This window comes from Planococcus sp. YIM B11945 (assembly GCF_050864155.1).
GTDB lineage: Bacteria > Bacillota > Bacilli > Bacillales_A > Planococcaceae > Planococcus.
This window is the reverse complement of sequence record NZ_JBOZWR010000012.1, coordinates 18,379-44,015: the sequence shown is the minus strand read 5'-3', so window position 1 is coordinate 44,015 and position 25,637 is coordinate 18,379. Positions and strand designations below refer to the sequence as shown.

Annotated in this window: 22 protein-coding genes, 1 tRNA gene, 1 rRNA gene and 1 pseudogene; 3 read left to right on the top strand and 22 right to left on the bottom strand. The window is 46.9% G+C overall.

Going from position 1 to position 25,637, the window contains the following annotated elements; genetic code table 11:
• The 12 genes from ACRRQV_RS17900 to tilS all read right to left on the bottom strand — a co-directional run.
• Positions 1-212, bottom strand: a 16S ribosomal RNA gene (locus tag ACRRQV_RS17900); the annotation flags it as partial.
• Between the two features lie 431 nt (positions 213-643).
• Positions 644-2,128: a lysine--tRNA ligase gene (gene lysS, locus ACRRQV_RS17895; protein WP_432533610.1), complete on the bottom strand. Its 1,485-nt coding sequence runs from the start codon at positions 2,126-2,128 to the stop codon at positions 644-646.
• Between the two features lie 176 nt (positions 2,129-2,304).
• Entirely contained in the window at positions 2,305-2,793 is a 489-nt protein-coding gene (gene folK / locus ACRRQV_RS17890; RefSeq protein WP_432533607.1) for a 2-amino-4-hydroxy-6-hydroxymethyldihydropteridine diphosphokinase, read from the bottom strand.
• Positions 2,790-3,155, bottom strand: a complete 366-nt coding sequence (gene folB, locus ACRRQV_RS17885; RefSeq protein WP_432533604.1) for a dihydroneopterin aldolase — start codon at positions 3,153-3,155, stop codon at positions 2,790-2,792. Before folB ends, folK begins: the two co-directional genes overlap by 4 nt.
• On the bottom strand, positions 3,155-3,967 hold the full coding sequence (gene folP / locus ACRRQV_RS17880; protein WP_432533601.1) for a dihydropteroate synthase: 813 nt from the start codon (positions 3,965-3,967) through the stop codon (positions 3,155-3,157). The genes folB and folP overlap by 1 nt, the downstream gene beginning before the upstream one ends.
• A gap of 149 nt (positions 3,968-4,116) precedes the next feature.
• Positions 4,117-5,055: a cysteine synthase A gene (gene cysK / locus ACRRQV_RS17875; protein WP_432533598.1), complete on the bottom strand. Its 939-nt coding sequence runs from the start codon at positions 5,053-5,055 to the stop codon at positions 4,117-4,119.
• Between the two features lie 165 nt (positions 5,056-5,220).
• A complete protein-coding gene (locus tag ACRRQV_RS17870) occupies positions 5,221-6,165 on the bottom strand; it encodes a peptidyl-prolyl cis-trans isomerase (protein ID WP_432533595.1) in 945 nt (314 codons plus the stop codon).
• Entirely contained in the window at positions 6,149-7,030 is an 882-nt protein-coding gene (hslO, locus tag ACRRQV_RS17865; RefSeq protein ID WP_432533592.1) for an Hsp33 family molecular chaperone HslO, read from the bottom strand. The genes ACRRQV_RS17870 and hslO overlap by 17 nt, the downstream gene beginning before the upstream one ends.
• 16 nt (positions 7,031-7,046) lie before the next feature.
• Positions 7,047-7,814, bottom strand: a complete 768-nt coding sequence (locus ACRRQV_RS17860) for a type III pantothenate kinase (protein ID WP_432533616.1) — start codon at positions 7,812-7,814, stop codon at positions 7,047-7,049.
• A 116-nt stretch (positions 7,815-7,930) separates the two neighbouring features.
• Entirely contained in the window at positions 7,931-9,937 is a 2,007-nt protein-coding gene (ftsH, locus tag ACRRQV_RS17855; protein WP_432533589.1) for an ATP-dependent zinc metalloprotease FtsH, read from the bottom strand.
• A 121-nt stretch (positions 9,938-10,058) separates the two neighbouring features.
• Positions 10,059-10,610, bottom strand: coding sequence for a hypoxanthine phosphoribosyltransferase (gene hpt, locus ACRRQV_RS17850; protein WP_432533586.1), 552 nt, complete (start codon positions 10,608-10,610; stop codon positions 10,059-10,061).
• Positions 10,611-10,641: 31 nt separating this feature from the next.
• Positions 10,642-12,030 carry a tRNA lysidine(34) synthetase TilS gene (gene tilS / locus ACRRQV_RS17845; protein WP_432533583.1) on the bottom strand — a complete coding sequence of 463 codons (1,389 nt, stop codon included), beginning with the start codon at positions 12,028-12,030 and terminating at the stop codon, positions 10,642-10,644.
• A gap of 96 nt (positions 12,031-12,126) precedes the next feature.
• Here tilS and ACRRQV_RS17840 point away from each other — a divergent pair.
• A tRNA-Met gene (locus ACRRQV_RS17840) sits at positions 12,127-12,200 on the top strand.
• 51 nt (positions 12,201-12,251) lie between these two features.
• Here ACRRQV_RS17840 and ACRRQV_RS17835 read toward each other — a convergent pair.
• The 3 genes from ACRRQV_RS17835 to ACRRQV_RS17825 all read right to left on the bottom strand — a co-directional run bounded on the left by ACRRQV_RS17835 (position 12,252) and on the right by ACRRQV_RS17825 (position 13,793).
• Complete coding sequence (locus ACRRQV_RS17835) at positions 12,252-12,713, bottom strand: DinB family protein (RefSeq protein ID WP_432533580.1); 462 nt, start codon at positions 12,711-12,713, stop codon at positions 12,252-12,254.
• Between the two features lie 122 nt (positions 12,714-12,835).
• Positions 12,836-13,267, bottom strand: coding sequence for a S1 domain-containing RNA-binding protein (locus tag ACRRQV_RS17830; protein ID WP_432533577.1), 432 nt, complete (start codon positions 13,265-13,267; stop codon positions 12,836-12,838).
• A gap of 115 nt (positions 13,268-13,382) precedes the next feature.
• Positions 13,383-13,793, bottom strand: a complete 411-nt coding sequence (locus ACRRQV_RS17825; protein ID WP_432533574.1) for an FtsB family cell division protein — start codon at positions 13,791-13,793, stop codon at positions 13,383-13,385.
• Positions 13,794-14,135: 342 nt separating this feature from the next.
• On the opposite strand from ACRRQV_RS17825, the pseudogene ACRRQV_RS17820 reads away from it, so the two are divergent.
• Both ACRRQV_RS17820 and argF read left to right on the top strand, forming a co-directional pair.
• A pseudogene (locus ACRRQV_RS17820) lies at positions 14,136-14,489 on the top strand (carbamoyl-phosphate synthase domain-containing protein); the annotation flags it as partial.
• A gap of 129 nt (positions 14,490-14,618) precedes the next feature.
• Positions 14,619-15,572 (top strand): ornithine carbamoyltransferase, encoded by a 954-nt coding sequence (gene argF / locus ACRRQV_RS17815; protein ID WP_432533571.1) that lies wholly within the window; start codon positions 14,619-14,621, stop codon positions 15,570-15,572.
• 56 nt (positions 15,573-15,628) lie between these two features.
• On the opposite strand, the gene ACRRQV_RS17810 is transcribed toward argF, so the two are convergent.
• The 7 genes from ACRRQV_RS17810 to ACRRQV_RS17780 all read right to left on the bottom strand — a co-directional run bounded on the left by ACRRQV_RS17810 (position 15,629) and on the right by ACRRQV_RS17780 (position 25,626).
• Entirely contained in the window at positions 15,629-15,919 is a 291-nt protein-coding gene (locus ACRRQV_RS17810; protein ID WP_432533568.1) for an RNA-binding S4 domain-containing protein, read from the bottom strand.
• Complete coding sequence (gene mazG / locus ACRRQV_RS17805) at positions 15,916-17,385, bottom strand: nucleoside triphosphate pyrophosphohydrolase (RefSeq protein ID WP_432533565.1); 1,470 nt, start codon at positions 17,383-17,385, stop codon at positions 15,916-15,918. The genes ACRRQV_RS17810 and mazG overlap by 4 nt, the downstream gene beginning before the upstream one ends.
• Entirely contained in the window at positions 17,382-18,968 is a 1,587-nt protein-coding gene (locus ACRRQV_RS17800; RefSeq protein ID WP_432533562.1) for a putative polysaccharide biosynthesis protein, read from the bottom strand. The genes mazG and ACRRQV_RS17800 overlap by 4 nt, the downstream gene beginning before the upstream one ends.
• Before the next feature lie 151 nt (positions 18,969-19,119).
• Complete coding sequence (gene mfd / locus ACRRQV_RS17795) at positions 19,120-22,653, bottom strand: transcription-repair coupling factor (protein ID WP_432533559.1); 3,534 nt, start codon at positions 22,651-22,653, stop codon at positions 19,120-19,122.
• A 606-nt stretch (positions 22,654-23,259) separates the two neighbouring features.
• Positions 23,260-23,823 carry an aminoacyl-tRNA hydrolase gene (gene pth / locus ACRRQV_RS17790; RefSeq protein WP_432533556.1) on the bottom strand — a complete coding sequence of 188 codons (564 nt, stop codon included), beginning with the start codon at positions 23,821-23,823 and terminating at the stop codon, positions 23,260-23,262.
• Between the two features lie 106 nt (positions 23,824-23,929).
• Entirely contained in the window at positions 23,930-24,574 is a 645-nt protein-coding gene (locus ACRRQV_RS17785; RefSeq protein ID WP_432533553.1) for a 50S ribosomal protein L25/general stress protein Ctc, read from the bottom strand.
• Between the two features lie 89 nt (positions 24,575-24,663).
• Positions 24,664-25,626 carry a ribose-phosphate diphosphokinase gene (locus tag ACRRQV_RS17780; RefSeq protein ID WP_432533550.1) on the bottom strand — a complete coding sequence of 321 codons (963 nt, stop codon included), beginning with the start codon at positions 25,624-25,626 and terminating at the stop codon, positions 24,664-24,666.
• Between the last annotated feature and the right edge of the window lie 11 nt (positions 25,627-25,637).

Sequence of the window (25,637 nt, the reverse complement as noted above, 5' to 3'; positions counted from 1 at the left end):
GTCTTTCCGTCAAATCCCAGGAGGGATCTGAAACTATTCGGTATTAGCACCGGTTTCCCGGAGTTATCCCGATCTGCAGGGCAGGTTGCCCACGTGTTACTCACCCGTCCGCCGCTAAATCGAAAGAGCAAGCTCCTTCGATTCCGCTCGACTTGCATGTATTAGGCACGCCGCCAGCGTTCGTCCTGAGCCAGGATCAAACTCTCCATTATAGAAGCTTGATTGCTCATGCTGGCGCACCAACCGTTCCCGAAAGAACGCGTTGGCGCTTGATCTGGTAAACCTGATCAGTAGTTTTTGGATGAAGCGTTCGGAACGCTTCGATCCTGCTTTGTTGACGTTTTGCTGTTCAGTTTTCAAGGTTCATCATTTCAGGCTGTCGTTTGCGACAACTTTATTAGTATATCTTTTTTCTAATTTAGTGTCAACAATTAATTTGACATTAAATTAAAAGTTTTAAAAGATTTTACTACTGCTTTAATTAGCAACTTTATTAGTATAACTAGCAACAGGAATGATGTCAACAATAAATTCAGCTCTTTTATCTTTTCTCTTTTACCCCGTCTTAACTAGCCTCTCCACACTCTTCTTCACCAATAAAAAACGACTTAAAACAATGAAGTTTTAAGTCGTTAATTGTATATTAGTCACGCGGACGCATTTGTGGGAATAAGAGAACATCTCTTATTGAAGCAGAATTAGTAAGCAGCATGATCAATCGATCGATTCCGATCCCTAATCCCCCAGTTGGAGGCATACCGTATTCCAACGCTTCAATGAAGTCTTCATCCATTTCATGCGCTTCATCATTTCCTGCCGCTTTTTCAACAAGCTGAGCTTCAAATCGCTCGCGCTGGTCGATTGGATCATTTAATTCAGTAAATGCATTTGCATGTTCACGGCGAACAATAAACAATTCAAAACGATCGGTAAAGCGCTCGTCTTCCGGATTTTTCTTTGCTAAAGGAGAAATTTCAACCGGGTGGCCGTATACAAAGGTCGGCTGCACCAATTGCTCTTCTACTTTTTGCTCGAAGAATTCGTTTAAGATATGGCCCGTCTCCATTGTAGGTTTAATTTCAATATTATGTTCTTTGGCAAGATTTTGAGCTTCTTCTTTAGTAAGAGGCTGCCAGAAATCTACGCCTGTGTATTCTTTTACGGCGTCAGCCATATGCAGCCTTTTCCAGCCGGGCGCCAAATTGATTTCGTCTTCTCCGTATTGAACCGTTGTTGTGCCGAGCACTTCTTGCGCCACGTGGGCAATCAAGTTTTCGGTTAACGACATGATGTCTTGATAGTCAGCATATGCTTCGTAAAGTTCAAGCATCGTGAATTCCGGGTTGTGGCGCGTCGAGATTCCCTCATTGCGGAAAACACGGCCGATTTCATAAACTTTTTCTAATCCGCCAACAATCAAACGCTTCAAGTGAAGCTCGATCGCAATGCGGATATAGAGCTCCATGTCCAAAGCGTTGTGATGCGTAACAAATGGACGGGCAGCTGCTCCGCCGGCAATTGAATGAAGCATCGGCGTTTCGACTTCTAAAAACCCTTCGCCATCCAAGTACCGGCGCATTGATTGAATGATGCGGCTGCGCAAAATGAATGTCTCTTTGCTGGAGTCGCTTGTAAGCAAATCCAAATAGCGTTGGCGATAGCGTTGCTCGACGTCTTTCAAGCCGTGGAATTTTTCCGGAAGCGGACGAAGTGATTTTGTTAAGAATTCAACTTCTTTTGCTTTAACCGACAGTTCGCCGACATTGGTTTTAAATACTGTTCCTTTTACGCCGACAATGTCGCCAAGGTCGGCGCTGTTAAAGTAGCCGTAAGCTTCTTCGCCGATTGCGTCTTTGCGCACATAAATTTGGATGCGGCCTTTTAAATCTTGAAGATGCGCAAAGCCTGCTTTCCCTTTTCCACGCTTTGTCATGATGCGGCCGGCAATGACGACTTCATGAGGCGTTTCTTCCAGCTCTTCTTTTGACAATTCGCTGTACTCATTAATGATGTCTTGGGATAAATGCGTACGCTCGAAACGCGCACCAAATGGATCGATTCCGTTATCGCGGAACGTTTGCATTTTTTGGCGTCTCACTAATATTTGATCATTCAATTCTTCTGACATGTTTTACACTCCTTTGTCTTTAAAAACCACGCTCGTTCGTGTATTTCTCTATTGTACACAATTTTGCTTGCCTAAACATAAAAAAAGCTGTCACGAATTTGTGGCAGCCGGATTTTTTTCAATTAATATCAGACCGGTTACCGGCAACAGAAAGACGAGTGAGGGTTCTAGCGAATTTAACTCTCTCCCAAGAATGCGTCGATCCCATCATACGTTTTCCATAATTGAACGCCTTGTTGCGCCGGAAGTTCGAAATCGCCAAGCGCCGGATTTAGTTCAAGCAAAGGAATGAGGACAAATGCCCGTTCATGCATTCGCGGATGCGGAACCACTAGCCTTTCCGTATTCATATTTTCTTGATTGAAAAGCAAAATATCCAAGTCTATTGTACGCGGGCCCCAGCGGATAATGCGTTTGCGGTCAAGGCGCTGTTCGATTTCCTGGCAAATGTCCAGCAGTTCGTGTGCAGAGAGCGCAGTATTGATGTGGACAGCCATATTCAGAAAAGGATGCTGATCGGTAAAACCTACGGGTTCGGTTTCGTAAAGAGAAGAAATTTCGGCAACTTCAATCGCTGGGTGCTCGGTTAAATACCGGACTGCTTGCTTGAGCATGTCGAGCCGGTCGCCCATATTGGAGCCGAGCGATAAATAGCTGTCGTTCATATGAATTCACCGCGCGTCAGTTCAACCGCTACCGATTTGTAATGGCCGGGAATCGGTGGATCCGGTTTGATTAACACGACCCGGATGCCTTTGACGAGTGGAAACGCCGTTAAAATTGTCGAAGCAATCGATTCAGCGACCGCCTCTACCAATTTTTTCGGCTCGCCTTCGACGACCGAGCGGCACGCCTCATACACTTCTCCGTAATGAACCGTATGTTCCAGCTCATCCGTTTCACCCGCCGCCCGCAAATCTACGGCCAAGGAAACCGTTAAGCGGAACCGCTGGCCGAGTTTCGTTTCTTCCGGAAAAACTCCGTGGTAGCCATAAAACTCCATGTCGTTCACGTGAATAAAATCCATTACGCCATCTCCTCGTATTTCGTTTTGCCAACAAGAACGTCCATCATGCGGACGGCGCGAGCCGTTTCTTTCACATCATGGACTCGGACAATTTGGCAGCCTTTTTCAATGCCAAAACAAACAGTTGCGAGCGATCCTTCCAATCGCTCTGAAACAGGTAAATCCAACACCTTGCCGATCAGCGACTTGCGGGAAGTGCCGAGCAGCACCGGAAAGCCCAAGCCGACGAACTCGCTTAGCAGCTGCATCATTTCAACGTTGTGCGCAGTCGTTTTTCCAAAGCCGATTCCCGGATCGAGCCAAATAAGGTCTTTGGCTACACCGGCAGCTAAGGCAATTTGAACGCTCTCCTCCATATCTCGCTGGACATCTTCCCAAAAGTTAATATATGACGTATCGTTACGGTTGTGCATTAAAATGATCGGCACTTTATAAGCCGCGGCAACTTCAGCAATCGCCGGCTCGTACTTTGCCCCCCAAATGTCGTTGATGATATGGGCACCCGCTTTAACGGCAGCTTCCGCAACAGCCGCTTTGTACGTATCAATCGAAATGAGTACGTCTAGTTCTTTTACAATGGCTTCAATAACTGGAACCACTCGGGCAATTTCTTCTTCTATTGAAATTTGAATATGCCCCGGCCGCGTGGATTCGCCGCCAATGTCAATGATGCCTGCGCCGTCCGCCACCATTTGTTTGGCATGCGCGACTGCTTGTTCAAGTATTGTGTAGCTTCCGCCATCTGAAAAAGAGTCAGGGGTTACGTTTAAAATGCCCATTACCCATGTTTTTTCATTTACATTTAATTTCATTTTTACACCGCCTGATTGAATTATGTATAGCAATGATATTTCCTGGGAAATATCATTGCTGCAAGTAAGCTGACTTCATCTTAACGCGAATAGCCGAATTTTCGCCACAATAAAAGAGCATGCGTGGGCATACTCTTTTATCCAGTCTTTTAGTTGTTTTCTTCAAATTGGTAAAGCGGAGTGCTCAAGTAGCGCTCTCCGTTTGATGGAATGATTGCCAACACTTTTTTGCCTTTGCCTAAACGTTTCGCCACTTGTAAAGCTGCGTAGATGGCAGCTCCTGAAGAGACGCCTCCTAAAATGCCTTCTTCGCGGGCCGCGCGGCGGGCAGTGTCGTACGACTGGTCATTCGTTACTTGAATGATTTCATCGTAAATTTCTGTGTTTAAGACAGCTGGCACGAAACCAGCACCGATTCCTTGAATTTTGTGAGGACCCGGTTTTCCTCCTGAAAGCACAGCAGAATCTGTCGGCTCTACCGCAACGATTAAAATGTCTTTATAATTCTCTTTCAGCACTTGTCCAGCACCTGTAATCGTACCGCCAGTCCCGATCCCTGAAATGAATGCATCCAATTGATCCATCGTTTCAACGATTTCCGGCCCTGTCGTCAAACGGTGTATTTCCGGATTGGCTTCGTTGTTGAATTGCTGCGGCATAAACCAGCCGTTTTCCGCCGCTTTCTTTTCCGCCGTTTTGATGGCTCCGTTCGGGCCGTTCATACCATCCGCTCCCGGCGTCAAAATAAGTTCTGCCCCGTATGCCCGCAACAAGTTGCGGCGCTCCATGCTCATCGTTTCCGGCATCACAAGAACAGATTTATAGCCTTTTGCTGCCGCAATCATCGCAAGCCCAATTCCGGTGTTCCCGCTTGTCGGTTCTATAATGGTGTCGCCTTCTTTTAAATCCCCTGATTTTTCAGCCGCTTCAATCATCGCTAATGCAATACGGTCTTTCACACTGCTTCCTGGGTTGAAATATTCCAATTTCAAGTAGACTTCCGCATCTTCTGCGCCTGTTAAACGGTTTAGTTTCACAATAGGTGTTTGCCCAATCAATTCGGTAATCGAATTTCCAATACGAGTCATCATCAACACTCCTAATCCCCACTATTTTTATCGGCATTACTTATCCAGTATCGTACCAATCTTTCAGAGAACGTGTCAAATTGTACGAATTATCAAGAAAAATGCAAGTGCCGATGTTTCGGCAGGAAAAAAAGGCGCTTCCTATTTGGAAACGCCTTTCATTATTTATTCCCCGTAAAACCACTCAGCGTTGAATTCATCCCAAAAAGCTTCTGGAGTGATTGATTGCGGCAGTTGCTCTAGAGCCAATTCTCGGCTGATGTGCGCTTTTACGTCATCAAATGAGAAAGTCCGGCCTTCTGCTTTTTCCGTAACGGAAAGAACGGCGATGCGCCCGTCTTCCAATTTGATCGGCGAAGACCAGCTGTCGACATCAATTCCGACGACCGCTTGTGCAATTTTTGGATCGATGCCAGCCTGGCCTTCTGCCACATAGCCGATGTCGCCGCCCAAACTGCCAGTAGCCGTATCGATCGACCGTTCTCTTGCTAACGCTTCAAATGAAGATCCGTTTTCCAGTTCCGAAATGGTTTCATCCGCTGCAGCGGCAGAGTCCAAGACAATCATACGGGTGCGATACGTATCTTTGATGTCATAGAGCATTTGGTTTTCTTTGTAAAAGGCTTCCACTTCCTGCTCTTCAATGACGACATCTTTTGTCAAAACTTTTTCCAAGATCAATTGCGTTTTCACGTTCTCCCGCAATTGATTTTCATCCGCTGCATATAGCGTTTGTGCGCCGCCTTCTTGGCCGGAGCGCAGCATTGCCAGTTCCAATTCAATTTCTTTTTCACTGACTTTAATCTTGTATTCTTTCGCTGCCGTTTCCATCACTTTTTGATTGACCAATTCGAGAAGTGTGTCGCGCCCATGCTGCTCTTCCATTGCAGCCATCCACTCTTGGCGGGTGATTTCATCGCCATCGACCGAAGCGACTTCTTCATCGCTTCCTGCTTGGTTCGGAATCAGCCAAGCAATAAACCACAGCAAATTCGCGACAAATAAAATCAGCAAAAGGATAAGCAACGGTTTTGTTTTTAAACGTCTTTTCGGACGGCCCCCATCTGCCGGTGAAGACACAGGACGCGTACGGTTATGATTGGAGCTCATTGATGAATGCTTCAAGTTCCTTTTTAGAATACTGATACGTTTCCAAACAGAAATGGCATTGCGCTTCTGCCATTCCGTCTTCTTCGATCATTTCCCGAATTTCTTGTTGGCCCAATCCAATAATTCCATTTGCAAAACGTTCTTTTGAACAATTGCACTCAAAGCTCACCGGCATTTTGTCTAGGATTTGGACATTTCCTTTTCCAAGCACTTCTTCGAGCACTTCTTCAGGAGAAAGCCCCCGCTTGATCATCGTTGAAACTGGAGCAATTTTCGCAAGTTGCTGCTCGAGTTGTTGAATCGTTTCCTCATCGGTATTCGGCATAACTTGGATAATAAAACCTCCTGCCGCCAAAACGGAATTGTCGGTATCAACCAACACGCCCAATCCAACAGACGACGGCACTTGTTCGGAAACTGCGAAATAATACGTAAAGTCTTCTGCGATTTCACCCGAAACAATGGGCGTCTGCCCCGTGAAGTTTTCACGAAGGCCTAAGTCTTTGACGACGGACAACATACCTTCCGTGCCGACTGCCCGGCGTACATCCAATTTGCCTTTTTCATTTAAATCAAAATGCGTCTGCGGATTGGTGACGTACCCCCGCACTCCACCTCTTGCGTCGCTGTCTACTAAAATAGCGCCGATCGGGCCGCCGCCATCCACTTTAATGGTGACTTTGTTGTCGCCTTTTAACATCGCACCAAACATGACGCCTCCGGTCATCGTACGCCCTAGGGCTGCCGAAGCAGTTGGCCACATCATGTGGCGGCGCTGCGCTTCTCCAACCGTTTGTGTAGTATCTACTGCAAACGCACGGACACTGCCATCAAATCCGAGGCCCCGTACTAAATAATCTCCCATGGTGTTCATTCCTTCCTTACGCTTGGTTTCGTTTGTAAATAAAGTATAGCCCTTTCAACGTTAAAAAAGGATCCACTTTATCAATCACCGACGACTCGTTAGCAATCAACGAGGCCATGCCTCCAGTCGCCACAACGGTCGGCGGCAATTTGCTTTGTGCTTTCATGCGGGCGACGATGCCTTCCGCTTGTCCAACATAGCCGTAAACGATGCCCGCTTGCATCGCCGAAACTGTGTTTTTGCCCACAACTTGTTCAGGCCGTGCAATTTCAATGCGCGGCAATTTCGACGCACGGTTGTAAAGGGCTTCTGTGGAAATGCCAATTCCTGGAGCAATGGCTCCGCCCATATATTGCTGTTTTTCGTCAATATAGCAATACGTGGTGGCTGTGCCAAAATCCACGATAATCAACGGGCTTCCGTATTCTTGAATTGCCGCCACCGCATTGACAATCCGGTCAGCTCCAACTTCGCGCGGATTCTCGTATTTAATATTCAACCCGGTTTTAATGCCGGGACCGACGATTAAGGGCTTGATGTGAAAGTATTTCTGGCACATCCGCTCAAGCGAAAACATGATCGGCGGCACGACAGAAGACATGATAATGCCCGCAATATCATCAAACCTTAACTCAGCGTCCTGCAAAAAAGCCTTAATTTGCATGCCAAATTCATCTTCGGTTTTATGGCGGTCTGTCACCATGCGCCAATGATGCGTCAGTTGATCTTGGCTAAAGACCCCCAAGACGATATTGGTGTTCCCGATATCCATTACTAAAATCATAATCCAGCCCCATTTATCGACGATTTTCCACCACATCATACCATATTTTCAGGAAAAGAAAAAAGCTGATTGCCCATTCCGTTTACAGGAACTAGGCAACCAGCTAAATCAATTGTTTATTTTCGTTCTTCTTGGATGGGCCCTCGCACTTCGCCCGGGTGTCCTTCACTTGGCAAATCGCCAGATGACGGATCATTCGGAGCTCCTGTTACGTCAGGGTTTACTTCATCCTTTTTCAAATCAAGTGCTTTTTTCTCGAAATCTCCATTTAGCGCTTCGTATGAACGTTCAGGAAGCGTGCCATGTTCTTTCAAGTGCTGAATCTGGCCAGCGTCCAATGTTTCCACTTCAAGCAATGTAGTCGCAATTAACTTAAGAAGATCTTGATTTTTCGTCAAAATCTCTTTCGTGCGAATGTATTGCTCTTTGATGATACGTTGGATTTCCTGGTCGATTTCAAACGCAATCGCATCTGAATAATTTTGTTCGGAATTAAAGTCGCGGCCTAAGAAAACATTGCCGCCTTGTGCTTGGCCAAACTGAAGCGGTCCGATTTTATCGCTCATCCCGTATTCAGTAACCATGCTGCGAGCAATGGCTGTTGCGCGCTGGAAGTCATTATGGGCGCCAGTCGAAACTTCGCCGAATGTAATATCTTCCGCGACACGTCCGCCGAGCAAGCCGGCAATTTTATCCAGCAATTCAGGCTTCGTCATAAAGTAACGGTCTTCTCTTGGAAGCATAACCGCATAGCCGCCAGCTTGTCCGCGAGGAACGATTGTTACTTTATGGACGATATCGGCATCATCCAAGATCAAGCCGACAACGGTATGGCCCGATTCGTGGAAAGCAACAATATTGCGTTCTTTTTTCGAAATGACGCGATTCTTTTTAGCAGGCCCCGCAATTACACGGTCTGTTGCTTCATCGATATCGGACATATCGATTTTCAATTTACTGCGGCGAGCTGCAACAAGTGCTGCTTCGTTCAATAAATTCTCTAAATCTGCGCCTGAGAAACCAGGTGTACGTTGAGCGATTGCTTTCATGTCCACTGACTCATCAAGCGGTTTGTTGCGAGCGTGTACTTTCAACACTTCTTCGCGCCCTTTTACATCTGGACGGCCAACGGTAATTTGGCGGTCAAAACGGCCTGGACGAAGAAGAGCTGGATCCAAAATATCGGGACGGTTTGTCGCTGCGATAATGATAACGCCTTCGTTTGCACCGAATCCATCCATTTCAACCAATAGCTGGTTCAATGTTTGTTCGCGTTCGTCATGCCCGCCGCCGAGACCGGCACCGCGCTGACGCCCAACCGCATCAATTTCATCAATGAAAATAATACAAGGAGAGTTTTTCTTCGCGTTTTCAAACAAGTCACGAACTCGGGAAGCCCCTACTCCGACAAACATCTCAACAAAATCCGAACCACTGATCGAGAAGAATGGAACGCCTGCTTCACCAGCAACTGCACGGGCCAATAAGGTTTTACCGGTACCCGGAGGTCCGACAAGCAAAATCCCTTTTGGAATGCGTGCGCCGATATCAGCAAATCTGCGAGGGTCTTTCAAGAAATCAACAACTTCAACAAGTTCTTGTTTCTCTTCGTCTGCTCCCGCTACATCCGGGAAACGGACTTTGTGTTTCTGATCATCATACAGCTTCGCTTTGCTTTTACCAAAGTTCATCACACGGCCGCCTCCGCCGCCTTGTGACTGGTTAAGCAAGAAGAAGAAGAGGATGAAAATGATAATAAACGGAATGATCCCTGTGAAAAACTGAACCCAGCCGCTTGTTTGCGGAGCTGCCAAGTATTCAACATCCACTTCTCCAGCTGCCGCTGCATCGATTTCAGTCAACAGCGCTTCGTTTTCCATCGGGATATTTGTGACAAAAGATTCGCCTTCGTCATCAGTCTTGCGCTTCCCTGTCACTTCATAAACCATTTGATTTGGCTGAATGGTGATGTTTTCAATAGCATCACTGTTCATAGCCGCCAAAAATTCGTCGTACCCTATATTTTCGGTAGGTTGGTTGCTGTTGTTAAACGTCCCCAAAATCCCAATAATAACAAGGAAAATCAGTAGATAAAATATGGTATATCGAAATATTCGATTCATTCCGAGCCTCCTCACAAAGTTTCCCAAAAACTATACTAAATACTACCATAGGAACATTTAAGCGTACAACGAAAAGCCTTTGTTTCACGCGCCATTTCGGCAGTCTGTGAACTTCTGTTGTCTATTCCGATTCTCCGCTGTAAACCGATGGCTTCAAAATTCCGATATACGGCAAATTCCGGTACTTTTCCGCATAATCCAAGCCGTAGCCGACTACAAAAGCATCCGGTACTTCAAAGCCGACATAATCCGCTTTCAAATCAACTTTGCGCCCTGACGGTTTGTCCAAAAGCGTAACGATTTTAATGGAATTGGCTTTCCGGTATTTGAACAAGTCCACCAAATAGCTGAGCGTCAACCCGCTGTCGATGATGTCTTCGATGATCAAAAGATCGCGGCCTTCTACGCTGGCATTCAAATCTTTGATGATCTTGACTTCTCCAGAAGAAACAGTTGCATTGCCATAGCTTGAAACGTCCATAAAGTCCATTTCAATATAGCTGTCGATGCGTTTCATCAAATCGCCCATAAATGGCATCGCGCCTTTTAATACACCAATGGCAAGAGGGTATTTGTCTTGGTAGTCACGCGTTAATACTTCTCCAAGCTCGCGCGCTTTCGCTTGCAGGCGCTCTTCTGAAATCAATACTTCTTCAATGTCTTTCTCTAACATGGTGGACCTCCTATAATCCGCTTTCTGCGACCTAAATCTGTTGTTCAATCAATACCCAGTTATCTTCAGCACGCTTAGACCGGCTAACAAACTTTGATGGGCGCAAACCCGGCACAAGCAAAATCTCATCGCTTGCCGTAGCAATCACTGGCCAACTTTCCCTAACCGAGGCTGGGACTTTTTCATCAATCATCAATCGCGCTAATTTTTTTGGCTCTTCCATCCCTTTCAAGTGGATTCGGTCACCCGGCTTGCGGCTTCTAACCAGCAGCGGAAAAGTTCCCGAAGCAGAAAAATACCAAAAACTCGCATTGTCTTGTATGTTAACTTGGTTGAGCGGCACTGCCTTGTAACGAAAGCCGTTCACCTCTTCGGACCAGTCATGTGTAATGATCGAAGAGTAGGTTAAATCGTTTTCGCCAAATAGCTGACGGCTAAAATACACCCGATCATACTGGCGAACCATCATATAATTTTGCGGCAAGTGCAAGAAAACAGTGCCGGCTGAACTGTGCAGCAACTCACGCACTTGTTCAGCCAGCTGCTTGGCAATCGCAACTTGCTTCTCGTTATATAGATAGTTTAATAGTAGTAGAACCATTCTTTTTTGTAAAGCAAGGGGCTCTTGGCTAAATTTTTCTGCAGACAAGGCGATGCCTTTTTGTTCTTCTTGCAAAAGCGCTTGCAGCCTAGTTTCTGCCAAATCCATTAAAAAGTGCTGATCTTCTTGCAGCTGTTCGGCTAGTTCCGCAAACTGTTCAGAAGCTTGGCGGTTTTCTTTCTTTAATAAAGGGACGATGCTATGGCGGATGCGGTTGCGAGTATAGACAGGCTCTTGGTTGCTTGGATCTTCCCGGTGGGCAAGCGCAAAAAAGCGGGCATACTGGGAAATATCCTCTTTCGTTACTGCCAGCATTGGACGCACCAACTGTCCGGTGCCAAAAGGCCGGCTTGTCGGCATTCCGAAAGAAGAGTGCAGTGTTCCTTTCACGCCTCCCATCAAGATGGTTTCAAGCTGGTCGTCTGCATGATGCGCCGTCGCCAGTTTTGCTGCTTTCGCCACTTCCATCACCTCGGCAAAAAAGGCGTAACGCTTAGTGCGGCATAGCTGTTGTTTGTTGCCGCCTTCCGCTTTTAACAGTTCGGGAATCGGAATGTCACGGCTGTAGCACGGCACTTCCCATTCGGCGCAAAGCTGTTCGGTGAAAAAGCGGTCTTGCAGCGATTCCTCTCCCCGCAGCATGTGGTTAACGTGGACAGCAGATACTTTAATGCCAAGATCTGTTTGATGAGTCGCCAGAAAATGCAGCAGCACCACCGAGTCGATTCCTCCTGAGCAGCCGACCAGCACATGGTCTCCCGGAACAATCAATCGATGTTTCTTTATATAGCGTTGCATTTTCTCATAAAAGCCCTTCATCTTTTCACCTCGTTAAAGTTATACCAATATTTTTTTCAAAAATTCCGTTGACACATTTCTTTTTCAATAGTATGCTATTAAAGTTCGCTTGAACAAGGCGGCGTAGCTCAGCTGGCTAGAGCGTACGGTTCATACCCGTAAGGTCGGGGGTTCGATCCCCTCTGCCGCCATATTATTATTCAGTTTGAAAGCAGCGTTCCTTTTTAGGGACGCTGCTTTTTTCATGTCAAAAAAGAGTTGATTTGTTCGATATGGTGATGGTCGTGCTCCAGCATTCCGCCAAAATAAACTGCGGGTGACGTTTCTTTCCCGCCAGCTGAAAAACGTGCATGCCAATTCTGCTCATCCAGCTCTTCAATAGCTTGGCGCAATAAAGCCCGCTCTTTCTGAGCATGAGCCAGTATTTCGGAGAATTTCATTTCTTCAACGCCTTTTACAGCTTTTCGATTAAATTCATCCACATCTCCAAACCCTGCAAGGTTTGATCCTTCCTTCATGTAGGGCAACCGTTCCTCTCGGACAAAGCGATCCCATTCAGCAAGGTGCATAATGATTTGGGCAATTGACCATTTTCCCTCCGTGCATGGTGTATGGGCAACTGTTTCATCTTGTATCGCTGTTTGGAGCGACGTTAAATAAACTTCATACTCCTTATATGCTTCAAGTACACGAGCTTTTTCCATCACACTCTCACTCCCAACAAATTTTTTGATGAAAAAAACGCTTCCCAGGTGAGAAGCGTTCTAATTGAAATTTGTTCAGCTGTGCAAGAGCATTTTCCTATGCCTTTAAAACAGCTAGCAAGTTAACCTCTTCTTGCGCCACGGCCGCCGCGCTTAGATTCTGTAGCACGTTTCAATGTCGTCATATTTTCTTCGCTGTCTTTTAAGAATTTCGCCATTTTTGTTTCGAAATTCTCTTTTGGTGCGCGATCAAATGTCCGATTATTGCTTGGGCGTGGACGTTGTGGACGAGCAGTTGTTGCTGCTGCACCTTCTGGCTGTGGTTTTGCTTTGCGAATGGAAAGGCCGATTTTGCCATCAGCTTCCACATTCATGACTTTCACTTCTACCATTTCGCCAACTTTGAGGTGATCGTTGATGTCTTTGACGTAGTTGTCAGCGACTTCACTTATATGCACGAGGCCAGTTGCACCAGTCGGAAGCTGAACGAACGCTCCGAAATTTGTAATACCTGTAACTTTACCTTCTAACTTGCTACCTACTTCAATCGACATAAAAAAAATGCTCCTCCTTAAAAATTAAGATGACCCCATTCCAGTGTCATGCAAACGTTATAGCGGGACTTTTCCCACTTTTAATTATAACCATCAAAAAAAGAGTGTCAACTGACTACTCTTTTTTAACAGCTTTTTCTTCATTTTCAGGTATGGTGAAAATCGTTTCGCCGGCTTCAGACACAAACAGGTCTTTTCGGGCGAATTTCTTCACGTATTCGACATCATTCAATAACAGAATTTGCTCTTCAAGCTGCGCTTGTTCGTCTTCCGCTTTTTGAAGCGACACGAGTGCTTCTTCGCGCAATTGCTCTTTTTCAGAAATAGTCTGCGATTGCGCATGGAGCGTGGTGCCAATCCAGATACCAGCCATTAAAACCAGCAGCCCGAAAAACGACAACCTTCTGAAAAGCCGGACTTTATGCGCTTGATGGCGCTTTTCTTGGCGTTCAATCGAGCGGACATAGTCATTGCGAATTGAAGTGACTTCGCGCTGTTCCGCCTTTTTTTCCCTCTTCAAACCCATGACTTGTTTCCCCCCTTCCGAATCACGTTGATGCCATTATACACGAAAAAATGAATTTTTATAAGCTTTTTTTGCAATTCTTACTATTTTTTCCGCTTTCCTATTGGATTTGCATTATACAACTCCCGAGAATAAGTAATAAAAATACTATTGACTTTATATTTATACACAACGTATAATCTAAAACATCTTTAAAAATCTTTACATCAACTAATTATGTTTCACTTAATTTATATTTATGCAAATTTACCGAATAAATGAATGGAGTGTGAAGAAATGAAAGGATTGCTGTCACTGCCTACCAGACAATCGTTTACAGGGCTTTGACACGGATCGGAATCAAGCGTTCAAGGCGAACTGGTCTTTTATACAGGCATGACGGGTTATGAAGAAGTCTTAACGGACCCTTCTTATAAAAGGCAAATTATTGTTTTCGCTTGTCCCTTAATCGGCTATTACGGTGTGCAAATTTCTCATATTCAATCTGACAAAATCCAGGCAGCCGGAATTGTCGTAGCGGATTTGCATGAATGGCCCGTGGATGATGGTGCGATGCCGCTTGCGGAATTTGCCAAACTTGCGAATGTCCCGCTTTTAAGCAGCAAGGATACCCGTTCGATTATCCATGCAGTCTTCTCTGAGTCCCGGAACGGTTGCTCCTTCTTTTCGGCAAACAAAACCGAATTTCTTCTCTGACAGCTTGCCCGGCCAAAAAATCTTGTAGGTCGGAGAAGGCAGCATTATTCCCTTACAATACGCCGACCGAGCTAATGGATGCCCTTCATGAAAAATACGACAATAAAAACAAAAAGGAGTGCTTGCAAAATGACGGCAACTTTAACAATCGCCCCACCCCTTACGCAGAACCATCTCTTGTCGCTAAAGGATTATACGCCAGAGGAAATCTTTGGTTTATTGTCGCTTGCCGCTGAATTGAAAAAACCGGAAAACAAGTACTTGCCGCTGCTGCAAGGCAAGGTGCTCGGCATGATTTTCGAGAAGTCGTCGACGCGCACGCGCGTGTCGTTTGAAGCGGGCATGCTCCAACTCGGTGGACACGCCATGTATTTGAGCACACGTGACATCCAGATGGGGCGCGGGGAGACCATTGCCGACACGGCGCGCGTCTTGTCCGGCTATTTGGACGGCATCATGATACGCACGTTCCACCAGTCGACCGTCCAAGAACTCGCCGACCATAGTTCCATTCCGGTCATCAACGGCTTGACCGATGAATTCCATCCGTGCCAAGTACTGGCGGATTTATTGACCATCCACGAACATTTCGGTTCGTTCAAAGGCAAAAAATTGGCGTATATCGGCGATGGCAACAACATGGCGAATTCGTTGATGATCGGCGCAGCAAAAGCTGGCATGGACATTGTTGTTGCTGCGCCGGCCGCTTATGAGCCTGCCCCGGAGATGATCGCCCTCGCACAGCGCATTGCAGCAGAGACTGGAGCGAACATTTACGTTACGGCAGACCCGGTTGAAGCGGTCACCGGCTGCGACGTCATTTATACCGATGTTTGGGCAAGCATGGGACAAGAACAAGAAGCGCTCGAACGACTGGAGCATTTCAAAAGTTTCCAAGTGAATGGACAATTGGCTCAACATGCCAATCCTAATTTTATTTTCATGCACTGCCTGCCGGCTCACCGGGAAGAAGAAGTGACGGCCGAGGTTTTGGAAGGGCCGCATTCGGTTGTTTTCCAACAAGCCGAAAACCGGCTTCATGCCCAAAAAGCGCTGCTTGTGGCGCTGCTTGCCGAGAAATAAAAAAAGCTGTTCCTAAGCCTCGGCTTACGGAACAGCTTTTTCTGTGCTCAAAACACTTACGCTTCGTCATCGATAAATTCCGGTTCAACTTTATCGAGTTTTTCTTCTTTTAGAATTGTGTACATATTGGCCGTTTCTTCTTTTCGTGCGTTTTCTTTTAACAACTCAACGCGCACCGTTACCACTTTTTGGCCAAAACGGATTTGCAGTTCGTCATTTACTTTGATGACGGAGCTGGCTTTTGCTTTCGCGCCATTGACGGTGATCCGCCCTTGATCGGCCACTTGTTTGGCCAATGTCCGGCGCTTGATCAAACGCGAAACTTTTAAAAATTTATCGAGTCTCATTTGCCCTCTTCCTTTCGTGCCAATTGTTTGGCTTCGTTCCAAAACGCATCCAGCTGTTCAAGTGTGTAATCGCTGAAATCGCCTGTTCCTTCATTTACCCGTTTTTCCACATATTCAAAGCGCTGTTGGAATTTGCGGTTCGCGTGCAGCATCGCTTGTTCCGGCGACAAATCGAAAAAGCGCGCGATGTTGACCAACGTAAACAACAAGTCTCCGAGCTCATCCAGCTGACGGTCTTTTGATCCTTTCGCCGTTTCGGCTTGGAACTCCTGCAATTCTTCTTCGAATTTCGTCCAGGCGCCTTCTGCATCCGGCCAAGTGAAGCCGACTTTCGCCGCTTTTTTCTGGAAATTATACGACGTCGTCAAAGACGAACTAAAACGTTCTTGCCCTTCAAGGAGTGAAGCCGCTTCTGGTTTTTCCTGGGCTTTAATGGTTTGCCAATTGGCAAGCACTTCGTCGGAACCGGAAACTTGGGCGTCGCCGAAGACATGCGGATGGCGGCGGATCATTTTCGCGCTGACCGCTTCCAATACGTCTTCAAGCTGGAAATAGCCGTTGTCTTGGCCGATTTGTGCATGCAGGAAAATCTGCAGCAGCACATCGCCCAGTTCCTCCGCCACTGCCGCGTCGTCTTCTTCCTGAATGGCCTGAAGCAGCTCGTGCGCTTCTTCGATTAAATACGGGCTCAGCGATTCATGCGTCTGCTCCCGGTCCCATGGGCATCCTTCAGGGCTTCTGAGCACAGCGACAATGTCACGGAACGTCTGCCATTCTCTTAATCGCTGCATGCGGTCTGTTGCCGGCGGCACGTAAACGGTCGTCAAATTGTTCACTTCGGTACTGCGGTCGAGTTCATAAAGCGGCACCGTGCGAAGCGATTCCGCAGCAGATCCGGCCGCCGTGACAATCGTCACCGGGTAGTCGTCCGGGTATTTTTCCATCAGCGTCAGCTTGACTTCAGAAGCGCTGAACGAATCGTAGACTTGGGCAATCAATAAATGCTGCGTCATATTGAGTTGGCCGCTTTTCATGTCCGTTCCGTCGACCAATTGAAAGCCTTCGATCGGATCGATGCGCAAAGCACCGAACAAGGCATCCAAAAAGCTGTGCCCGCCTTCGATGCTCAAGCGGCACAAACCCGTTTTTTCCGCTTCGATCAAATGCTGAACCGTTTGTTCAGCCACAAGCGGATGTCCAGGCACCGCATAAACAATCGGTTTTTCAAGCGCCAGGCGGATCAGTGTATCGGCGATTTCCGCATAAACCGGCTCAAACGAATCATGCTTTTCGTACACGGCGTCAAAACTCAAGAACGCGACGCCTTCTTGCGCAAGTTCCGCAAGCACTGGATGGTCTTCTGTGCGCACATATAATTCGGCACTGTTTTTTAATTTTTTATAAACGCCAAGCGGCAATTGGTCCAAATCTCCTGCGCCGAGGCCGATGATGTGAATGGTATTCATGAGTTGCCACCTTTTCTTCTAGAATTTATTGCCAGCTGAAGCCCGGCCATTTTTCGGCCAAACGGAATGATGTACCATTCCCTTTCAGTAATGATGCGGCTTTTGGCGATGATCACCAAAAACAGGCCAGCACCAAGCGGAACAGCGGTCAGCGTCGTTAATAAGGCGCCCAGTCGGCTGGACAATCCGTCTACTGCAAACTGGTCCATTAACAACGCCCAACCGATAACGGCGGCGGCCATTGCCAAGGCGGCGGCAAAAATCCAGCCATAATAGCGGAGCGGGGCAAAACGGATTGGCCACACCGATTTAAAATAAAGGAACAAGCCGGCGACAATCACTATCAAGCCCACATTCCCTGCTATGGCAGCACCAAGCACGCCCCACACGGGAATAAGCAGCCAATTGCCGAGTATTTTAACAATCAAGCCAATCGCCAACAGCTGCGCCGGGACTTTTGTTTTGCCAAGGCCATGGAGGATGCCGTTCATGACCAAAATCAGCGACGTCCAAACGATTTGCCAGCTGAACACAATCAACGCCTCTGATTCATCCCGTGTTTCAAACAATGTTTCATTGACATAAGGCATGACAAGCGTCAACCCAGCCGCAGCCGCAAAGGCAAAAAGGAAAGACGTGCGAAAAGCGAGCTGCGCGTAAAGGTTAGCCGAGCGGCCGCTGCTTTTTTTGACGGTATGGGCAATCAACGGCACAATGGCCAGCGCCAAAGACGTTGCAATCAACAAACCGAATTGGACAAGCGGCTGGCCGCGGTCGTATACGCCTTTTTGCTTCATCGCCGCCAGTTCCCCCAATCCGCTGTCCGTCAGCAAACGGAACACAGTAAACGAATCGACGAGCTGGAAAAACAGCAAAATGAGCGAACTCATGCTGACGCTGAGGCTGACCGCGAGCATATTTTTGACGACCGGCCAAACCTTCACCGATAAACCGGCGGATGGCGCCATGTTTCTTTTTTGGAAAAACCAAAACAACAAAAGAACACCTGCAAGTTCCCCGGCTACGGTGCCAGACAACGCTGTTTGCCCAGCTGCATATAAAGAAGAACCGCTTGAGACAACGAGCCAAGTGCCGAGCAAAATGACCGAGACGCGGACCGCTTGTTCCCATACTTGGGAATAGGCGACCGGTTCCATGCGGTTATGCGATTGGAAAAAGCCTTTGTATACCGCAAGCGGCGGCATGAGCAGAACCGCAAAAGCGCTGACTTTCAACAGACCGCTCAACTTCCCATCACCCATCCATACAGCCAAAACACCCGACCCGAAGAACAGCGCGATAAAAAAGAAGGCCGAAATAGCCGCGATGCAGCCAAACGCAATGCGCAAAAGCGCCGCATGTTCACGCGAATCGTGGTCAGCCAGCACTTTCGAAACCGCCACCGCAAAGCCGTACGACGTCCAGACGCTGAAAATGCCGATAAACGGATAGACTTGCTGGTAAATGTAAAATCCTTGGTCGCCGACGAGGTTTTGAAAAGGCACTCGGTACACCGCACTCAGCCCTTTGACGAGAAAGCCCGCCAGCGTCAACAGCACGGCACCTTTCATAAACGATTTCATTGTGCCTTCATTATTCACCGGATTCACTCTTTCCTATTGAAAATTAACTAAATAAGTTGAACTAAAAAAAGTATTTTTTATAACCCGCTTCGGACGCTTTGGGCATAGCTCCCGCAGGAAAGCGAAGCTGTTTTGCAGAATATAAACAAATTCAACTAATTGATTTTTCTTCACGGCGTGATTCCGGAAGCAGTTTGACCATGCCTTCAAGCACGTCAAACGGATGGTGCTTGGCGGTTTTATTTTCATCGATCGTCATGACCAGCTGCTGGCCGGCCATGCTGAAGCCGACTGCACGGCCGTAAAGGGCAGATTCCTCCACCAATTTGCCGCCATTGACCGCTCTTGTGCCTTTTTCGCTCAGTTTGATCGAAATGATTTTGCCATTTTGCTTTATCGATTCCACGCCAACCAAACGCGCCCATACTTTCATGCGTGCGATGCGCAGCAAGCGGTCGGTTTCAAGCGGCATGTCGCCAAAACGGTCGATCAGCTCGTCTTGCAGTTCTTCCACTTCTTCAACCGAATCGATGCCTTTGACGCGTTTGTACATTTGGATTTTTTGGTAGCCGTCGTTAATATACGAATCCGGGATGTATGCATCGAGGTCCAGCGAAATCTCGATTTCCGGAATGTCTTCTTTCTTAATGCCCGTCTGCCGTTCTTCAATGGCTTCTTGCAGCATTTGCGAATACAAGTCAAAACCGACCGAGTCAATAAAGCCGTGCTGCTGCGATCCGAGAAGATTCCCGGCGCCGCGGATCGTCAAATCGCGCATGGCGATTTTAAAACCGGAACCGAGCTCGGTAAATTCTTTGATGGCCATGAGGCGTTTTTCTGCGACATCCGTCAGCACTTTGTCGCGCTGGTACATGAAATAGGCATACGCCACCCGGCTCGAGCGTCCGACACGTCCGCGCAATTGATACAGCTGCGACAAGCCCATGCGGTCCGCGTTTTCAATAATCAGCGTGTTGACGTTCGGGATGTCAATGCCGGTTTCAATGATTGTCGTTGTGACAAGCACATCGTAGTCGCCTTCTAAGAAGCTGATGATCACCGACTCGAGTTCCCGCTCTGTCATTTGCCCGTGTGCATAGCCAACGCGCGCTTCCGGCACCAATGCTTGAATTTCTTCCACTTTTCGCGACATGTCTTCGACGCGGTTGTACAAATAAAACACTTGGCCGTTTCTGGCCATTTCCCGTTCAATCGCTTCGCGCACTAAGGTGCCATTTTGCTCCATGACGTAGCTCTGCACCGGAAAGCGGTTTTCAGGCGGTGTTTCAATGACCGACAAATCGCGGACGCCGATCATCGACATATGCAAAGTCCGCGGAATTGGGGTAGCCGTCAGCGTCAATACGTCCACGTTGGTTTTCATTTGCTTGATTTTCTCTTTATGGGTTACGCCAAAGCGTTGTTCTTCGTCAATAATAAGCAAGCCAAGATCTTTATACACCAAGTCTTTTGATAAAATCCGGTGCGTGCCGACAACCACATCGACCGAACCGTTTTTCAACCCTTTAACGGTTTCGGTTTGCTGTTTTTTCGAACGGAAGCGGCTCATCAAGCCGACTTCGATCGGATAGTCTTTAAAGCGCTCCGCCATCGTTTCATAATGCTGCTGGGCAAGAATCGTCGTGGGCACCAAAAAAGCCACTTGCTTGCCATCGAGCACCGCTTTGAATACTGCGCGTATCGCCACTTCGGTTTTTCCGTAGCCGACATCGCCGCAGATCAAGCGGTCCATCGGCCGTTCTTTTTCCATATCCCGCTTAACTTCCGCAATTGACCGCAATTGGTCGACCGTTTCTTCATACTGAAACTCCGCTTCAAATTGGCGCTGCATATCCTGCTCTTTTGAAAAAGAAAAACCTTTTTGCGCTTCGCGTTCGGCATACAACTTGATCAAGTCGTCTGCAATGTCCTGCACCGCAGCCGATACTTTCTTTCGCGTTTTCTGCCATTCCGCGCCGCCCATTTTATGCAATTTCGGCTCTTTTTCTTCCGAAGCCACGTATTTTTGAATCAAGTCAATTTGATCGACCGGCACAAACAATTTGTCATCAGCTTTATAAACGATATGCAAATAATCTTTATGGACGCCGCCGATTTCCAAGGTTTCAATGCCGACATAACGGCCAATCCCGTGATGGACATGGACAATATAGTCGCCAGGTTTGATTTCAGAATAGCTTTTGATTCGCTCAGCATTCGTCAGTTTTTGCGGACGCGATTTTTTCTTCGCTTGTTTGGTGAACAATTCCGAATCGGTCAGGATGGCAAAGCGCTGCAGCGGCACTTCAAAGCCGCCTGACAACTCCCCGTCAACCAAATAAATTTTTCCGCTCTGCACTTCACTAGACGATGTCACGATTTCTGATTCCATGCCGTAATCTTCGAGTACGGACCGCACTTTCTTCAACCGCTCCTCGCCGCTCGCCACTACAAACACTCGGTATTTCGCAGTTGCCCAACGCTCCGCTTCCGCTTTCAGCAAATTCATTTGGCCATGGAACGATTGCATTGGCTTGCTGGAAAACGCCACGGATTTCTTCACGGTTACCAATGGGAATGTCCGGACAAACAACGACAAAAACGTCATTTTTTGCGGCAAACGTGTCAATACTTCACGGAATGTATAAGACAAATGAACATTTTGGAGAAACTTGCCTTCTTCTAAAAGTGAAACGATCCAATCCCCTTCTTCGCGCTCCAATGTTTCCGTCATTTCTTGAATGCGGCCCAACTCATCAAAAAAGACAAAGCCGGTTTCTGGGAAATAATCGCCTAAAAATGCCGATTGCTCTTCCACTAGAGCTGCATATTTCGCTATGCCATCTGGAACGTTTCCTTGCCGAAGCATGTCGATGTCATGCTGAATATGCATGAGAAGAGCTTCTTTCGTATCTTCTGCTTTTATTTTTTTCAATGTCCGTGCCAACTGATCCTCTAACTGATCTGCAAGTTTCCGTTGCTGCAGTTTGGAAAGAACCAATTCACTCGCCGGCAAAATGCGCAGCGAACGCATTTTCTCCAATGAGCGTTGATCTTCTGCTGAAAATAAACGGATGGAATCCACTTCTGTATCAAACAGCTCAATGCGTGCCGGATGGTCAAAATTCAACGGATAAATATCTAAAATTCCGCCGCGAAGCGCAAATTCTCCTGGCGTCGTCACCATTGTCGTTCGGGAATAACCCATCGCCACCAGTTTGGCTAACCATTCTTCCGTATCCAGCTCTTCGCCTTCTGAAGCCCGCAACGTGGAATAGTCCCATTGCGCTTTAGATGGCAATCGCTTCCGCATGCCTGCAACCGGTGTGATGTAAATGCCTTTGCCGACATTTTTCATGTGATCGAGCGTATCGACTCGGTGGGCCCGCAGTTCAGGGCCAGAAAACGAAACGTCCGCTGCGATCAATTCGTCTGCTGGATAAAGGTGAACGTTTTCTTCGCCAACCAACTTGATCAAATCGTCGTAAATGCGCTGCGCATTTAATAAATTCGGTGCCACAACCAATAACGGCTCGGCCATTTCACTCCAAACTGCTTGGTAAAACAGCGAGCGGGCGCTTCCCGAAAGTCCCGACAGCAGCTGATGGTCCTGCCCTTTTTTCAAATCTGCGATAAATCGTTGTATATGAGAATCCTCTGAAAACGCTTGTAAAATAGGCTCCATGAAGATTCCTCCTCTCTCAATAAAACTCTCGATAATAAAGCATATACCTCTTGTTGAATGGTTATGAACCTGTATGAAGAAAAAATCTAGCTATATAAGTTGAACTTAATTATTAATAGGGCATGATATTCCGCAAAACAGCTCCGCGAAAACCGTGTGCTCCTGCAGCGTTACACGCTTCGTCGCAAAGCCTTGCCCTCGCAGGCTTCGGTCAAGACTTGGCTATTCGCCCGAGTTAGTTCGGCACTTCGCTATCCCGCGGGAGTCTCCGCTGTTTTGCTCCATATCTTCTAGCTAACTAGCAGTAATAGAACAGCTATCCCAATAATTTCTTATGTAGTAAGAAATTTTTAGCTTCGGCGCGTCCAAGGGCTAGGCGAAGCAATAAGACGAGTGGTTTTCTCGGCTTATTGTGGGAGCCAAAGAGGGACCCAAAGGATTTGGGAACCTCTTTTGCGACGAGCTTGCGCAGGAGCAATCGTCTTTGCCCTTCCCAAAGCGACCGAAGCGGCTTATAAAAAAGCACTTTCTTTAATTCAACTTATATAACCAATCCACCAGCAAACAGAAAAAAGCTCTGAACGCGTTTTGCGCGTCAAAGCGAAATTAAGCTCCATTAAACTTTGTCATAACATCGATAAACGGTTTTGAAAGCCAGAATTCACAGGCATCCGCGCTTTTTTGAACCGCTTCTTCAACTTCTGCACTTTCTTCTTTTGAAAACCGCGACAATACGTAATCCGGAACTATCATGCCAGCAGGCGGACGGCTGATGCCGATGCGCACGCGGTTGAATTGCTGCGTCCCTAAATGATGGATCAGCGACTTGATGCCATTGTGTCCGCCGGCACTGCCTTTTTGCCGCAAACGCAGCTGGCCGGTTGGCAAATCCAAATCGTCGTAAATGACCACGATTTCGTCAATGTCGATTTCGTAATAATCCATCAACGCACTAACGCTTTCGCCTGAAAGGTTCATATACGTCAGCGGCTTTAGCAGCATGACTTTTCCTTCCGGCCGATGGATGATGGAGTACATGCCTTTGAATTTGGATTGTGTCAGCGGCGCATTCCATTTTGATGCCAGAAAATCCACCACTTCAAATCCGATATTATGCCGTGTCCCGGCGTATGTTTTGCCAGGATTCCCTAGCCCAATTATCAATTTCATCCAAACGCTTCCTTTGCTTTTCACTAACCTTTATTTTACCATAATCGCCCGCTAAACGAAAAAATAGGGGCTGTCATTGGACAGCCCCTTATTTCGTTGAATCTTATTATTCGTTGTCTTTCCCAGCAGCGCTATCGCCGATTACTTCCGGTTCAGCTTCTGCTTCTGTTGCCGTATCAAGGCTTTCAAGTTCTTCGTCAGTTCTTGGCGCCGTTACTGACACTAAGATAAAGTCGTCTTCTTCCAAAATTTGATAAGCTACCGTTCCTCGAATATCTCCGACAGTCAACGTATCACCAATTGCAAGGTTTGCAATATCCACTTCAAGGGCATCCGGAATATCCGAAGGCTTCACTTTAATTGTTACTTCACGGTTCGGTTGGTTCAACACGCCGCCTTCTTTTTCGCCAGCAGATTCGCCAGTTGTGTGGACAGCCGCTGAAACTTCCAATTCATCGGACATGTTGATTGCCAAGAAATCTACGTGCTTAAAGCTGCCTTTTAAAGCATCTGTTTGATAGTCGCTCAATACAACATTCAATGTTTTGCCATCGACGTCTAAACTGATGACACCATTGCGCCCTGATTCACGCAAAGTTTTAATCAAATCAATTTCGGAAACCGTTACAGGCATTGTGTCTACTTGATATCCGTAAACCACGCCTGGCACTTCACCTTTTCCACGCAATTGCGTTAATGATGAATGCGGTTGTCCGCCTTCTCTTTTTTGTGCTGTTATTTTTCCAGTCATAATAAGTCACCCTCCAAATTTAAGTACATAATATATAAATACCCTTTATAGGGAATTGCAAACCTAAGTTTGCCGGACTTATAAAGACATTAATCGAAAAGCGTGCTGACAGATTTTTGTTGGTGGACACGAACGATTGTTTCTGCCAATAATTTCGCCACGGACAATTGCTTGATTTTCGGCGACCATTTTTCTTCTGGCAACGCAATCGAGTTGGTGATAACCAATTCTTTGATGACCGAATCATTGATGCGGCCAACAGCAGGTCCGGAAAGAACCGGATGCGTACAGCAGGCATATACTTCTTTTGCGCCGCTTTCAATCAAAGCGCTTGCCGCAAGGGACATCGTGCCGGCTGTATCGATGATGTCATCAATGATAATCGCCGTTTTGCCTTCTACATTCCCGATAATGTTCATCACTTCAGAAACATTCGGGCGAGGGCGGCGTTTGTCGATGATGGCAATCGGTGCTTTCAAACGATCCGCCATTTTGCGAGCGCGCGTTACGCCGCCATGGTCAGGTGAAACGATGATGACGTTTTCCAAATCAATGCTGCTTTCGTTCAAGAAGTACTCTGAAAGAAGAGGCACAGCCAATAAGTGGTCAATCAAAATATCAAAGAATCCTTGAATTTGCGGAGCATGCAAATCGAGTACGATTGCGCGGGTCACTCCGGCAGTTTCCAATAAATTCGCAACCAGTTTTGCTGTAATCGGTTCACGTGAACGGGCTTTTCGGTCTTGGCGTGCATAGCCGTAATACGGAATCACCACGTTCACCGTGCGAGCAGAAGCACGTTTAACAGCATCTACCATAATCAAAAGTTCCATTAAGTTTTCGTTAACCGGCTCAGAAGTGGATTGAACGATAAAAACGTCGCAGCCGCGAATACTTTCTTCAATATTGATTTGGATTTCGCCATCGCTAAAGTGAGTAACAGAACTTTTTCCAAGAGGAATCCCGACATGTTCAGCAATTTCTTCTGCTAGTTTCTGGTTCGAATTCAGTGAAAAGATTTTTAGTTTGTTGTCGATATTTTGATAACTCATCGAGTGTGAAC